Genomic DNA, 14,656 nt, shown 5'->3' with positions numbered 1-14,656 from the left:
CTTTTTTGCATTAGCGCGCTCGGAGGGATTCGAACCCCCGGCAGACGTGGTACCGGAAACCACCGCTCTATCCAACTGAGCTACGAGCGCAATTATTAAATTCAGCATTTTTAATTATATCTTATATATTAGTGGATTTCAAGTCTGATCCTCGTTTCATAAATAAAAAATTTTACCCGCAATTAAGGGTGGACGAGATTCTGAAAGAGATAAAAAAGATAGGATACGATCAGATTTATATGTTTGAAGCTGAGAATATAAAATATTATTTAAAAATCTTACAATTGATGGTATCTTTGTCGAATTATCCTCATATGAATCAATTAACTAATAATACAATAAAGATAATGTTTAAGAGTCCCTCCTCAACAATCGTTATCTTTATATGGGAATTATTTGGTGAAAATTGTTCAATAGGGGGAAGTAAAATGGATATGAGAATTGGCATCGTTCAAGAACAGTCTTTAACATTGAATATGACACAGGAAATAAGACAAGCAATTGCTTTACTTCAATATTCTTCAGCAGAATTAGCCTCATATATTCAGGATATTGCTATGGATAATCCGCTTATAGAAGTAAAGGAGACAGCTTTTTCGAATAAAATGACGAAACAGTCCAATCGGGAAATAAACGGAGCAGGCAGCTTTTTAATTGAAAATGTTTCGAAAGAAAATATCAGCTTGGAACAGCATCTTCGCAGCCAGCTCGTCGATATGAAATTAAGCCCAAAAGAGAAGAGGTGCCTGTTTTTATTAATTCATGGTCTTGATTCAAATGGCTATTTGCAGGAAGATATTTCACAATTAGCTGAAAACATCAATGTGCCGGAGAAATTCTTGGGAAGACAGCTGCTAGTCCTGCAAAGCTTGGAACCGGCAGGAGTTGGGGCAAGGTCTTTACAGGAATGTATTTTATTACAGTTAAGAAGGCTGCAGGCGAGAAATATGATGGCTGAGGAGATAATCACACATTATTTTGAGCTCTTTGCAAAAAGGTCATGGAAACAGCTTTCAGGAAAATTGAACATAAGCTTAAATGAAATACAGGACATTCATGATCAAATAAAGATGCTGGACCCAAGACCGGGATTAAAATATGAAAACACAGATACGACATATGTGAGACCGGATATGTCTATTCGTATAAATGATGATGAATTACACATTTATTATCATGATGAGATGACACCGGAAGTGAAAATTTCGTCTGATTATAAACAGTACATAAATAAAACAATTGATAAAGAATTCAAATCGTACGTATCAAGGAAAATTCAGCAATGCAAATGGCTTGAAAAATCTTTGCAACAGCGGAAAGAAACGATGTTAAAAGTAATGAAGGTAATAGCGTATAAGCAAATGGCATTTTTCAAAAAAGGAAAAGCTTTTTTGAAACCGCTCACATTAAAAGATGTTGCAAAGTCTCTGCAAATTCATGAGTCCACTGTCAGCCGTGCGATTAAAGATAAATATGTGCAAACACCTCAGGGGTTAGTTGAAATGAAATTTTTCTTTTCTACAAATATTGATCCAAAAAATGAGCAGAATATCTCATCTGCTACAGTAAAGGAGAGAATTGCAGAGCTTATTTTACATGAAAATAAGAATTCCCCGCTTTCGGACCAGAAAATTGCAAATCTCCTGCAAAATGATTATCGTATAAATATATCGAGAAGAACGGTTGCTAAATACCGCGCAGCATTGAATATAGCTTCATCTGTAAAAAGGAAAGAATATGAAAGGTGACTTTAATGAGTATAAAAGTAAAATTTTTTTCTAAAGAGAATTGTCCATTATGTGATGATGGGCTGAATGTAATAAAATCTTTGCAAAGGGAAATCCCTTTTGAAATTGAAGTTTTTGATATTTATAAAGACGACAAACTATTAGAGTTATATCAAATAATGATTCCCGTAGTGACAGTTAATGAAGAAGTGATTTCATACGGTATTTTAGAGGAAGATAAAATAAAAAAACAGATAATTGAGAATTGTCAAGAAAACAATTCTTGAATATGACGACACACCCTGCTAAAATAAGACGTAAGCAAGGTGTTTTTTTATGCTTGAGAAATTGAAGTTTGTCGAACTTTCGGAGATGATAGCGAGATAAATCGATTTACGGGCATGATCACATCTTTATATGCTCGTCGACTGACGGGTTTTCTTTATGAGTCGGTGGGACATAATAAGTCACAGTGGGACTATTTAAGTCCATCTGAGCTCATGAAAGGAAAGTAGCAATGAGATCATTATTAGATGTACAGAGCAAATTATTACCCGATCTTTTAAATGTTATGCAGAAGCGGTATGAGATTCTAAGATACATAAGATTAATGCAGCCTATTGGTAGAAGAAGTTTAGCGAACAGCTTAGGCATTACCGAACGCATATTAAGAAATGAAGTTCTATTTCTAAAAGACCAAAATCTTATTGATATCAGAACTTCAGGTATGACATTAACAGAAGATGGGACATCATTATTAAAGGATCTTGAAGAAATGATGCCGGATGTTTTAGGATTAGCCTTTCTGGAAAATACATTAAAGGAGAAGTTTAACTTAGACGAAGTCATCGTTGTTTCGGGGGATAGTGATTTGTCTCCATGGGTAAAAAAAGAAATGGGCAGAGCTTGTGTCACATGTATAAAGAGCCGGCTTGCAGCAAAAAATATCGTCGCTGTTACTGGCGGGACTACGCTCGCAGCGGTTGCTGAAATGATGACTCCGGATTCGAAAAATCGTGAGTTAATGTTCGTTCCGGCGCGCGGCGGTCTGGCGGAAAATGTGGAAAATCAAGCAAATACGATATGCGCAAAAATGGCTGGACGTGCGATGGGAAACTATCGATTATTGCATGTGCCGGACCAGCTTAGCAGAGAAGCCTATCAATCAATCATTGAGGAGCCGTCTATTAAAGAACTTCTTGCAACTGTTAAATCTTCAAGTATGGTTATATATGGAATTGGAGACGCTAGAACAATGGCGAGACGCCGTAGAACTCCTGCCGAAGATTTTAAGAAGATTGAAGAAGGAAAAGCTGTAGCTGAAGCATTCGGATATTACTTTAACGAAGAAGGCGAAGTAGTGCATAAAGTGCAGACTGTAGGCATTCAGCTTGAAGATATAAGAAGCATTCCTCATGTTATTGCGGTTGCAGGCGGAGCATCAAAGGCGAAAGCGATCAGAGCGTATATGAAACAAGCAGTGGACTCAGTGTTAATTACTGATGAAGGTGCGGCAAAAGAGTTAATAAGGGCATTTTAATGTCCCTAATTATAAAGGAGCATACTGCTCCATGAATTTAAAATAATCTTACTCAAAAGCGAACTAAAATCATGCTTTTGAAACGATTCTAAGGAGGAAATGAATCATGGCAGTAAAAATTGGTATTAACGGTTTCGGTCGTATCGGACGTAATGTATTTCGTGCAGCATTAAACAATCCAAACGTTGAAGTTGTTGCAGTTAATGATTTAACGGATGCGAACATGTTAGCACATCTTTTAAAATATGATTCTGTACATGGCAATTTAGACATCGAGATTTCTGTTGACGGAAACAATCTTGTTGTTGACGGTAAAACAATTCAAGTATCAGCAGAGCGCGATCCTTCTAAATTAACTTGGGGTGAGCTTGGTGCTGAAATCGTTGTTGAATCAACTGGTTTCTTCACAAAACGTGCTGATGCAGCAAAACATTTAGAAGCTGGTGCTAAAAAAGTTATTATCTCTGCTCCTGCTACTGATGAAGATATTACAATCGTTATGGGTGTTAACGAAGATAAATACGATGCAGCTAGCCACGATGTTATCTCAAATGCATCATGTACTACTAACTGCTTAGCGCCATTTGCGAAAGTATTAAACGATAAATTCGGTATTAAACGCGGTATGATGACAACAATTCACTCATACACAAACGATCAGCAAATTCTTGATTTACCACATAAAGACTACCGTCGTGCTCGTGCAGCGGCTGAAAATATTATCCCAACTTCAACAGGAGCTGCTAAAGCAGTATCTCTAGTATTACCTGAATTAAAAGGTAAATTAAACGGTGGAGCAATGCGTGTACCAACTCCAAACGTTTCTTTAGTTGACTTAGTTGCTGAGTTAGATAAAGAAGTTACTCTTGAAGAAGTTAACGCAGTATTAAAAGAAGCTGCTGAAGGCGAATTAAAAGGAATTCTTGGCTACAGCGAAGAGCCATTAGTTTCTCGTGACTATAACGGTAACACAAACTCTTCAACAATTGACGCATTATCAACAATGGTAATGGAAGGTCAAATGGTGAAAGTTATCTCTTGGTACGATAACGAGAGCGGCTACTCTAACCGTGTAGTTGATCTTTGTGATTACATCGCTTCTAAAGGATTATAAGAATTATTCTTTTAATGCTTGGAACGAGGCAGTATTAACGCTATAATGTAAGCGAAAAGGGGAAAGAGGAGTATCCTCATTCCCCTTTTTTAATGCAGGTTAGCACTATTTCAGGAGGGGGATGAAAGTATGAACAAAAAATCTGTCAAGGACATTGATGTAAAAGGTAAAGTGGTTTTTTGCCGCGTTGACTTTAATGTTCCAATGAAAGATGGCAAAGTTACAGATGATACAAGAATTCGTGCGGCATTGCCAACAATTCAATATTTAACGGAGCAGGGAGCAAAAGTACTTTTAGCAAGTCACTTAGGACGTCCTAAAGGACAAGTAGTAGAGGAGCTTAGACTGGACGCAGTTGCGGCACGCCTTCAAGAGCTTTTAGGAAAAACTGTTGTTAAAACAAATGAAGCATACGGTGACACTGTAAAAGCGGAGATTGAAAAACTGCAAAACGGTGATGTTCTTTTACTTGAAAACGTACGTTTCTATGCTGGAGAAGAGAAAAATGATGCAGAACTTGCAAAAGCATTTGCAGATCTTGCAGATGTGTATGTGAATGACGCATTTGGCGCAGCACACCGTGCACATGCTTCAACTGCAGGTATCGCACAGTACTTACCGGCTGTTGCAGGATTCTTAATGGAGAAAGAGCTTGAAGTGCTTGGAAAAGCATTATCAAATCCAGATCGTCCATTTACTGCTATTATCGGCGGTGCAAAAGTAAAAGACAAAATCGATGTTATTGAAAGCCTTCTTGAAAAAGTAGATAACTTAATTATTGGCGGCGGTTTAGCTTACACATTTATTAAAGCGTTAGGCCATGGCGTTGGTAAATCACTTTTAGAAGAAGATAAAATCGATTTAGCAAAATCATTTATGGAAAAAGCAAAAGCAAACGGTGTTAACTTCTACATGCCTGTTGATATCGTTGTCGGAGATGATTTCTCAAATGATGCTAATACACAAATCGTATCAATAGATCAAATTCCAAGTGATTGGGAAGGTCTTGATGCAGGTCCGAAAACTCGTGAAATTTATGCAGATGTCATTAAAAATTCTAAACTAGTTATTTGGAATGGACCAATGGGTGTATTCGAATTAGACACTTTTGCAAATGGAACAAAAGCAGTAGCACAAGCTCTTGCAGAAGCGAAAGATACATACACAGTAATTGGCGGCGGAGATTCTGCTGCAGCTGTTGAAAAATTCAATCTTGCTGATAAGATGGACCATATTTCAACTGGCGGCGGTGCATCATTAGAGTTTATGGAAGGTAAAGAACTTCCAGGTGTTACAGCACTAAATGATAAATAATTGATCACATAATATTTTATGTGCTTTAAGGATGGTGTAAAAAATGAGAAAACCTATTATTGCAGGAAACTGGAAAATGCATAAAGTATCATCAGAAGCTAGAAGCTTTGTAGAGGAAGTAAAGAGTCTAGTACCATCTTCTGAAAATGCTGATTCAGTCGTTTGTGCTCCAGCAGTTTTCTTAGACCAGTTAGTACAGATAACAAAAGATACTAACCTGAAAATTGGTGCACAAAACATGCATTTTGAAGAGAGCGGAGCATTTACAGGAGAAGTAAGTCCTGTTGCTTTAGCTGATTTAGGTGTGAGCTACGTCGTTTTAGGGCATTCTGAACGTCGTGAAATGTTCGCAGAAACAGATGAAACGGTAAACAAGAAGACTCTTGCTGCATTTAAACACGGTTTAATTCCGATTGTATGCTGCGGAGAAACATTAGCAGAGCGTGAAGCAGGAAAAACCAATGAACTTGTAGAAGCTCAAATTAAACAAGCATTTGCTGGTTTAACAGAAGAGCAGGCGAAACAAGCTGTTATCGCTTATGAACCTATTTGGGCAATTGGTACTGGGAAATCCTCTTCAGCTGAAGATGCAAATGAAGTTTGTGCGTATATTCGCCAAACGATTGCTGAGCAGTTCTCAACTGATGTTGCAAACGCAATTCGTATTCAATACGGAGGCAGTGTAAAGCCGGGCAATATTAAAGAGTATATGGAACAACCGGATATTGACGGTGCTCTAGTCGGCGGCGCAAGCCTTGAAGCACAATCATTCTTGCAGCTTGTGGAGGCAGGAACAAATGAGTAAAGCACCAGTAGCTCTCATCATCTTGGATGGATTTGCATTTCGTAATGAAACAAAGGGAAATGCAGTAGCGCAGGCAAGCAAGCCGAATTTCGATCGTTATTGGAATAACTACCCGCATTCTACACTGATCGCAAGCGGCGAAGCTGTAGGGCTTCCAGAAGGGCAGATGGGAAACTCGGAAGTTGGACATCTTAACATTGGTGCCGGCAGAGTTGTGTACCAAAGTTTAACACGTGTGAATGTTGCGATTCGTGAAGGTGAATTTGATCGGAATGAAACTTTCATTGAAGCATTTGATCATGTGAAGAAAAATGGGACAAATCTGCATGTGTTCGGTCTGTTATCAGATGGCGGTGTTCACAGCCATATCCAACATCTTTATGCTCTTCTTAAACTGGCAAAAAAAGAAGGCGTAGAAAATGTTTATATTCACGGCTTTTTAGATGGACGTGATGTTGGTCCGAAAACAGCTGAGAAATATATTAATGGATTAACAGAAAAAATCAACGAATACGGTATCGGAGAAATTGCAACATTATCTGGACGTTATTATTCAATGGACCGTGATAAGCGCTGGGATCGGGTTGAAAAAGCTTATCGTGCCATGGTATATGGCGAAGGACCAAAGTATACGAATCCAATTGATGTGGTGGAAGACTCATATAAAAACGGCATTTTTGATGAGTTCGTTATCCCTTCTGTTATTACAAAAGAAGACGGGACACCAGTTGCAACAATTCAGGATCATGACGCAGTTATTTTCTATAACTTCCGTCCTGACCGTGCGATTCAAATTTCTAACACATTTACAAACGAGGACTTCCGTGATTTTGACCGCGGAGAGAACTGTCCGAAACATTTACACTTTGTCTGCTTCACGCACTTTAGTGAAACAGTAAAAGGATACGTTGCTTTCAAGCCGACGAACTTAGATAATACTCTCGGTGAAGTATTATCACAGAACGGTTTAAAACAGCTCCGTATCGCAGAAACAGAGAAATATCCGCATGTTACATTCTTTATGAGCGGCGGACGAGAAGAGAAATTCCCTGGAGAAGAACGAATTCTAATCGATTCTCCTAAAGTAGCAACATATGATTTAAAACCTGAGATGAGTGCAAACGAAGTGACGGACGCGTTGCTTGCTGAAATTGCCGCAGATAAATTTGATGCGATCATCTTAAACTATGCAAACCCTGATATGGTTGGGCACTCGGGAATGCTTGAACCAACAATTAAAGCAATTGAAACAGTTGATGAATGCCTTGGAAAAGTGGTTGATGCAATTATCGCAAAAGGCGGAAAAGCAATCATCACAGCAGACCATGGAAATTCTGATGAAGTTGTAACATTAGAAGGTGAGCCAATGACAGCTCATACGACAAATCCAGTACCTGTCATCCTTACCCAAGAAGGTATTGAACTTCGAGACGGCGGTGTTTTAGGAGATCTGGCACCGACAGTGCTTGATTTATTAAAGCTTGAAAAACCGAAAGAAATGACTGGAAATACACTTATTAAATAATTTTCTTCCATTCCTTAACGCGCGAAAGGAAAGAGGAAATGAATAATATTATCTTTTAAAACAAAAGGAGAGAATAAAAAATGGGTTATATTGTAGATGTATATGCTCGTGAAGTACTAGACTCACGTGGTAATCCAACAGTTGAAGTAGAAGTACACACAGAATCTGGTGCAATGGGACGTGCTTTAGTTCCAAGTGGTGCATCAACTGGTGAATATGAAGCAGTTGAACTTCGTGATGGCGATAAAGAACGTTATTTAGGTAAAGGTGTTCTTCAAGCTGTTAAAAACGTAAACGAAATTATCGCTCCGGAACTTCTTGGTTTCGATGTAACAGAACAAGTTGCAATCGACAGAGCGTTAATTGAATTAGATGGTACAGAAAACAAAGGTAAATTAGGTGCAAACGCTATTCTTGGTGTTTCTATCGCTGCTGCTCGTGCTGCTGCTGATTACTTACAAGTACCGCTTTACCAATACTTAGGCGGATTCAACTCAAAAACTTTACCAGTTCCGATGATGAACATCGTAAACGGTGGAGAGCATGCTGATAACAACGTTGATATTCAAGAATTCATGGTTATGCCTGTTGGAGCGGAAAACTTCCGTGAAGCACTTCGCATGGGTGCAGAAATTTTCCACAGCTTAAAATCAGTTCTTAAAGGCAAAGGCCTTAACACTGCTGTAGGTGACGAAGGCGGATTCGCACCTAACTTAGGTTCTAATGAAGAAGCATTACAAACAATTATCGAAGCAATCGAAAAAGCTGGCTACAAACCAGGTGAGCAAGTTGTATTAGCAATGGATGCTGCATCTTCTGAGTTCTACAATAAAGAAGACGGTAAATACCATCTTTCTGGTGAAGGTGTTGTTAAAACATCTGCAGAAATGGTTGACTGGTATGAAGAAATGTCTAATAAATACCCAATCATCTCTATCGAAGACGGTTTAGATGAAAATGACTGGGAAGGTCATAAATTATTAACTGAGCGTATCGGTAATAAAGTACAGCTTGTTGGTGACGATTTATTCGTTACAAATACGAAAAAGCTTTCTGAAGGTATTGAAAGAGGAATCGCAAACTCAATCCTTATCAAAGTTAACCAAATCGGTACATTAACAGAAACATTTGATGCAATTGAAATGGCAAAACGTGCTGGTTACACAGCTGTTATCTCTCACCGTTCTGGTGAAACAGAAGACAGCACAATTGCTGACATCGCAGTTGCGACAAATGCTGGACAAATCAAAACTGGTGCTCCATCACGTACAGACCGTGTTGCGAAATACAATCAGCTTCTTCGCATTGAAGACGAGCTTGATGTTGCAGCAAAATATGATGGAATTAAAACATTCTATAACTTAAAGAAATAATAAAAGAAAGGAACTGCTGAAAAATTCAGCAGTTCTTTTTTTAGTTATATCTCCCTATTATTCTTCATTTAAACCGTTTTCCCGCTAAAATTATTCAAAAAAGTATAGGGCTTACTTGATAAGAATTTCTTTTCTTAGTTCTTTAGGTTTGCTTTTGTTAGGTCTTTAGTTATTAAAAGTAATATTTTGTCTTTTTTAATCCTCTAATAGAAAATTATTAAAAGGTAAATTCATCCTATTTATCTGTCCCCATTTATATTTTAAACTCTAAAATATGGAAGCAATTAATTGAACACTTTTAATTAGGATGGTGGAAATGGACTTTTCTAACACTTTAGGAGAAATATCCTCAAATCTCTCAAATATGTCCGCAAGTATTGAAGAAAAAATCAACCAGCTGGAAAAAGCAAAAACGGAAATTATAGACGAACAAAAAACGAGCTTGACCGAGATAGAAAATATTTTAAAACCGGAGTTAGAAGATGCATGGAAGGGAAATAGAGCCAAAACCTTTCAAGGGTCCCGTAAGGATGCATATAAGGAAATAAAGGAAATTACGGAAAATGATTATGATGAGTACGTAAATGCTATCGAAATGCTTATTACATCTTTAAATGCTCAAAAAAGTGTCTTAAATGGATTAAGTGCAGCTGCACATGGAGCGGAAAAACTATTATCAAAAGGAGAAGAAGCCTTTGAAGAAATAGGAAATACAATAAATTATATAAAGGGAGAGCTGTCGAAATGACAACGATTAAATTAAATTATGAGGAAGTGACCAAGAAACTTAATGATATAAAAAAAGCTCTTGATTCTCTCATTTTGGAACAGCCTCCAGGAGATTTGCTGAAAAATAATAGTTTGGAATTTACGAAGACATGGCTTGATCGTGAAAAAAAACTAAATTCCTTGTTTATTCAATATACCTCAATCATACAGAAAAATTTAGAGGACACATATGCCAATATTAATCTATTAAAAGAACAAGATGAAGCAATTGTTAGAAAATAACGGGAAAGGGCTTTATAATGAATAATAAGATATACGATGCAAAAGCATTATTAGCCACAATGTCAAAACGTAAGAGCCAATACGAAGAAACGAAAAAACAGATGGAAGCATTAAAAAAAGAGTTTAATGAAATCGTTAAGATGTCCGAATTTCAAGGAAAAGGTGCAGAAGCGATTAAGGGCTTCTATCAAGCACAAGTGGATGTAGCCGATGCCTGGGACTCATTCTTTGATATGCAGATTACCTTTTTAAGCGAAATATCAGGAACGATGGAAGATGTGGATTTGCACGGTGAGACAGTTGTAACAGTCCCATTTCTGGAACAGAACGTAGCGAATGGAATTACTTCCTCAGAAAAAATGGTGAACGCACAGCATGATGATTTGAAAAAGATCTTTGAGCGAATTCAGGATATTATTGTTTTAGAAGCTTTTTCAAAAGAAACATTTGAGAATCATATCGGAGAAGCAGAGAAAGAGATGAAAGAAACAGTTAACCAAGTTGATCTTCTCGATACCCGGCTGCAAACAGAATATGCCATAACGGAACAGCATGAAGCAAATATCAGTACTTTATTTAGTGCGCTATTACAGGCAACGGCACAGGGAGGAGAAGTCTCCCCGATTAATTTTGATTCCAAAGCCTATGAAAAGAGTGAAATCTATCAGCTGCAGGATGAATTAAAACAGCAGTCACTCGATTATATTAACTATAAAGAAGAACAGGCTGAAGAGAGAAAATTGATAAAAGAAATAGAGGAAAAGGAAAACAGACCGTGGTATAAAAAAGTTCTTGATACAGGCTCTACTATTGTAGCAGAAGTGACCGGCTACAATGATATGAGAAGGGCAGCAGAAGGAGTCGACCCAGTCACGAAAGAAAAGCTGTCAGAAGCCGAACGGATAGCTGCAGGCGGGATGGCTATAGCAGGCTACATTCCGGTTGTCGGATGGGTAGGAAGGGGCGTAAAGGCAGGGCATGCCCTATATAAAACCGCAAAAGGAGTCAATGCCGCTACCCACGCTCTTCAGGCTTATAAAACACCAAAAGCCTTCTCTATTCTAGAAAAAAGCGAAATGGGCTTATATGGTCTAGTAGCTGCCAACGGTTTCGGAGAATACTTCACCGGAAAAGATATGTTCGGCAATGAGCTGACAGAAGAACAGAAACAGCAAGGCTTAATGACAGGCCTCATGATCGGCGGAACAGCAGGAGCCGCAAGAATTATCGATAAAGGAGTACCTAACCTTCCATACAGCAAGGAATACGTCCAGCAGCAGATTCAGAAGGGTCAAGCGATTCTGAAGGATATGGGTAGAGCGACGAACAGAAAACTGATAAATCTGAGAGAAACAGCAGTATCCAATATTCAACAAGCAGTCTCCCGTATCGAAGGAGCTGTAAAGAAAATAGGGGATATAAAAATCCCGATCGGAATGCCAAGGGAACAACTCGTGCTTGCTGATGGAATGATGGATGATGCTGATGTTACGAGGTTGAAGGATTTCTTTCAGAGGGCTGATAGTGGGGGTTCTAGTTCGCGGGTTGATGATGGTAGGAGTGACCGTGCTTTGGATAGTAATGAAAGTGATATTCCACCTGCCTTTGATCAAACTGAATTTGCTAGTTCATATGAAGCAAGAATTAATCAAACACCTGCAGAAACAAATTTAACGGTTGTTTTCGAAGGGATTAGAGGTGAGTCTTTATGTACTCTAAAACCACCACCAGATCCTAAGTTACAGAAAATCTTAAATGAAGCTGGTATTAATGGAATTGAGTATAAAAATGGAGTTCCTGATTTTTCACCTGTAGCAAAAGCGCAAATAGAGATTGATTATATGTTTGGAGGAAAAGGGTCTAAAGGAAATGCTGCTAGAGGTCTGAATTTTGAGCAAGCAAATGAAGGCTTAGCAAGTCAACTTAATAATTCACCAGAATTGGCCCACCAATTTGGAATGGAATCTGGTAGAATTACAGCAAAAGACATAGAAAAATATCGAGTGAAAAATCAATTAACATGGCATGAGTTAAATGATGGAGTTACTATGCAACTTGTGCCAACAGAAATAAATGCCAAATTTGGACACCTTGGGGGAGTTGGTGAGATAAACGCAGGAGCTTTTGAGCCTGGAGGGTTTGCAAATAAATAATGTAATAAGGAGATTTTTAAATGACAATAAATGATAAAGTTTTTGGAGAACTTGATTATCAGTATAAATGGGTAGGATATAGAACCATAAAGTTTTTGGGAAAGGATACAGAGATAGCATTATTGGTAGGAGGTGCTGAAGATGGGGATTTTGATGAAGGACAATATGTGGCATACAACTCATTAATGGATAATTGGGAACAAATCCAACATAGCATATTACAACCAGTTTTAGATTATTATAAAGAAAAAAGGCATGAGCTTGGTTATGATGTGGCAATTAATGAGGACTACCCATTAATTGAGACAGTTGATCAATTAATAGAACATATAACATTAGTAGGTATTTCAGTTCCGTATGATTTCCTTCGCGATGGACGTGATATAGGAATTTCATTTGATTGTTCATGGGATGAAGAAAATGGTTTAGGAATTCGTCTTATAAATGAAAAGGTAGATGAAGTAGGTTATCAAGATGTCGCTGTTTAAAATAGGGTATTAAAAAGTACAGACCTCATGATGGTTGTACCATCATAGAATATTATGTACAATGATAGGATATAAAAAGAAGTACGAGCTTAGGCGAGATGACATTTTACTAGGTGATGAATATAAACATATAGAATGTATATTAAATTAATGAACTCTTACAGATTCGTAAGTTTTAACATAGTAGTTGTCCTGACATATAAAAGGTATCATACTGTTACTACAAAACTTACAAATTTATGCAACTTAAAAACAGATGGACTTAAAGCACTTGATTGTTTACTAAAGGCAACGAGTGCTTTTTGTGTTTTAACGTGAAAGTTTAAAAGAGCACTATAATTTTATAAGCACAATAAGTGTTAAATTTTTAATTACTATATTTATAGATTGTGATGGCTATATACAGTATATGGCCATAGTAGAGGAAAAAATAAAGGGTTGTATTATTTTTTGAAGTCATCGTACAGTGTGTTGTAACGGATGCATGTTACAGACAAGTTATCCGTAAAGAACGGATAAACGTTACAGGGATTGTAATTTCCGTAACGGGAGGGTGAAAAGTTGGGCGTTGGTGAATCAAGGATAAAAGGCTGGAATAAGAAAATAGATTAATTCACAGGGAGGATGCAATGATAAACCAAAAAAAGTTAGAAATGGCTTTTGGGGAATACAGGGAAAATTTTGTGGATGGAATCAAATTTGAAGATGCTAAAGATAAATATAATGTCAGTAGAAGAAAGATTGAGAAAATCGTTGAGCAAAATGAAACAGCGAAGGATCACATACTATTAATAAATCTAAACAAAATTTTTTCATATTACTTGTCACTATGGAAAAACGATGTATTGATCAGCGGTGGAAACAACGTGGAGGGATTAAAGAACATGCAGAAGGTCTTATTTTACCAGTGCATGGGGCAGGATCTCTATACAATCAGGTATCCTGGGATGATCTTGGGATATTCATTTAGAGAAGTCGTTCTCACATTAGTTCATTTTGCAATGTATGGATGGGAGAAAGAAGAAAATATATTATATGATTTTATGGCTCATCACTTTGGTGGACATTTAATAGATGCCAATGAAGAGAATAGACATATTTGGTTTTTGCTAGAGCTGTACTTGCAGTATAAAAATAAAACCATCGTGGGAACGAATAAAAAATTGCATCTAGCCGTAAAAAATAAGTTTAAGGAAGCTGAACTGCGATGTGGCTCAATCCCTAAAGACCTGAACATTTATGATGAAGTGCTGGGACGCTGGTCGACTGGTGATCTAGAAGAAATAGAACATCTAATTTCGATAATGTCTCAGTATCATTCTGCATTAGCTTCTGAAATTGGTCAGCTAGGTGAATTTGGTGATTTCAGATACGGATTCTATCCTTTTGAAATTTTATTCTTGATCTATGTAAGGAAACAACTAGGGTTGCCAGTACCTGCTCAAATCGATAATTTTCTGATGAATACTCCAGAAGCGAAAATGGTGTTTGAAGAACGTGAGCCATACCCTGAATGGGACCCTACGCTTCAGATGATCGACCAATTTTATCGTAAAAACTACCCGGAATATATTCCTAACAAGCATGGAGAGTTGTTTCAATAAAA

The 14,656-nt window shown here is 37.6% G+C and carries 13 protein-coding genes and 1 tRNA gene; 13 read left to right on the top strand and 1 reads right to left on the bottom strand.

Annotation, left to right across the window (positions count from 1 at the left end; all coding sequences use genetic code 11):
• Window positions 1–14: 14 nt before the first annotated feature.
• Window positions 15–90 (bottom strand) — tRNA-Arg (locus tag BFA01S_RS01510).
• A 338-nt stretch (window positions 91–428) separates the two neighbouring features.
• Between BFA01S_RS01510 and rpoN the strand changes: the two genes are divergently transcribed.
• The 13 genes from rpoN (at window position 429) to BFA01S_RS01445 (ending at window position 14,654) form a co-directional block, all read left to right on the top strand.
• Window positions 429–1,748 carry an RNA polymerase factor sigma-54 gene (rpoN, locus tag BFA01S_RS01505; protein WP_066224983.1) on the top strand — a complete coding sequence of 440 codons (1,320 nt, stop codon included), beginning with the start codon at window positions 429–431 and terminating at the stop codon, window positions 1,746–1,748.
• A gap of 5 nt (window positions 1,749–1,753) precedes the next feature.
• Complete coding sequence (locus BFA01S_RS01500; protein WP_066224981.1) at window positions 1,754–2,014, top strand: glutaredoxin family protein; 261 nt, start codon at window positions 1,754–1,756, stop codon at window positions 2,012–2,014.
• Between the two features lie 230 nt (window positions 2,015–2,244).
• Complete coding sequence (locus BFA01S_RS01495) at window positions 2,245–3,267, top strand: sugar-binding transcriptional regulator (protein WP_066224979.1); 1,023 nt, start codon at window positions 2,245–2,247, stop codon at window positions 3,265–3,267.
• A 106-nt stretch (window positions 3,268–3,373) separates the two neighbouring features.
• On the top strand, window positions 3,374–4,381 hold the full coding sequence (gene gap / locus BFA01S_RS01490) for a type I glyceraldehyde-3-phosphate dehydrogenase (RefSeq protein WP_066224977.1): 1,008 nt from the start codon (window positions 3,374–3,376) through the stop codon (window positions 4,379–4,381).
• A gap of 129 nt (window positions 4,382–4,510) precedes the next feature.
• Complete coding sequence (locus tag BFA01S_RS01485; protein ID WP_066224975.1) at window positions 4,511–5,695, top strand: phosphoglycerate kinase; 1,185 nt, start codon at window positions 4,511–4,513, stop codon at window positions 5,693–5,695.
• Window positions 5,696–5,738: 43 nt separating this feature from the next.
• Window positions 5,739–6,500 (top strand): triose-phosphate isomerase, encoded by a 762-nt coding sequence (gene tpiA / locus BFA01S_RS01480; protein ID WP_066224972.1) that lies wholly within the window; start codon window positions 5,739–5,741, stop codon window positions 6,498–6,500.
• The gene (gene gpmI, locus BFA01S_RS01475; RefSeq protein ID WP_066224970.1) at window positions 6,493–8,025 is read left to right on the top strand and encodes a 2,3-bisphosphoglycerate-independent phosphoglycerate mutase; all 1,533 of its coding nucleotides are present in this window, start codon (window positions 6,493–6,495) and stop codon (window positions 8,023–8,025) included. Before tpiA ends, gpmI begins: the two co-directional genes overlap by 8 nt.
• 80 nt (window positions 8,026–8,105) lie before the next feature.
• The gene (gene eno, locus BFA01S_RS01470) at window positions 8,106–9,398 is read left to right on the top strand and encodes a phosphopyruvate hydratase (RefSeq protein ID WP_066224968.1); all 1,293 of its coding nucleotides are present in this window, start codon (window positions 8,106–8,108) and stop codon (window positions 9,396–9,398) included.
• Between the two features lie 307 nt (window positions 9,399–9,705).
• Window positions 9,706–10,146 (top strand): YwqH-like family protein, encoded by a 441-nt coding sequence (locus BFA01S_RS01465; protein WP_082799804.1) that lies wholly within the window; start codon window positions 9,706–9,708, stop codon window positions 10,144–10,146.
• On the top strand, window positions 10,143–10,409 hold the full coding sequence (locus BFA01S_RS01460; RefSeq protein WP_066224963.1) for a YwqI/YxiC family protein: 267 nt from the start codon (window positions 10,143–10,145) through the stop codon (window positions 10,407–10,409). The genes BFA01S_RS01465 and BFA01S_RS01460 overlap by 4 nt, the downstream gene beginning before the upstream one ends.
• Before the next feature lie 17 nt (window positions 10,410–10,426).
• A complete protein-coding gene (locus BFA01S_RS01455; protein WP_066224961.1) occupies window positions 10,427–12,562 on the top strand; it encodes a T7SS effector LXG polymorphic toxin in 2,136 nt (711 codons plus the stop codon).
• Between the two features lie 20 nt (window positions 12,563–12,582).
• The gene (locus BFA01S_RS01450) at window positions 12,583–13,050 is read left to right on the top strand and encodes a DUF6985 domain-containing protein (RefSeq protein ID WP_066224959.1); all 468 of its coding nucleotides are present in this window, start codon (window positions 12,583–12,585) and stop codon (window positions 13,048–13,050) included.
• 629 nt (window positions 13,051–13,679) lie between these two features.
• Entirely contained in the window at window positions 13,680–14,654 is a 975-nt protein-coding gene (locus BFA01S_RS01445) for a hypothetical protein (protein ID WP_066224956.1), read from the top strand.
• The last annotated feature ends 2 nt before the right edge of the window (window positions 14,655–14,656 follow it).

The organism is Metabacillus fastidiosus NBRC 101226, from assembly GCF_001591625.1.
GTDB lineage: Bacteria > Bacillota > Bacilli > Bacillales > Bacillaceae > Metabacillus > Metabacillus fastidiosus.
Note: the sequence above shows the minus strand (reverse complement) of the source record. Positions and strands in the feature narration are given on the sequence as shown.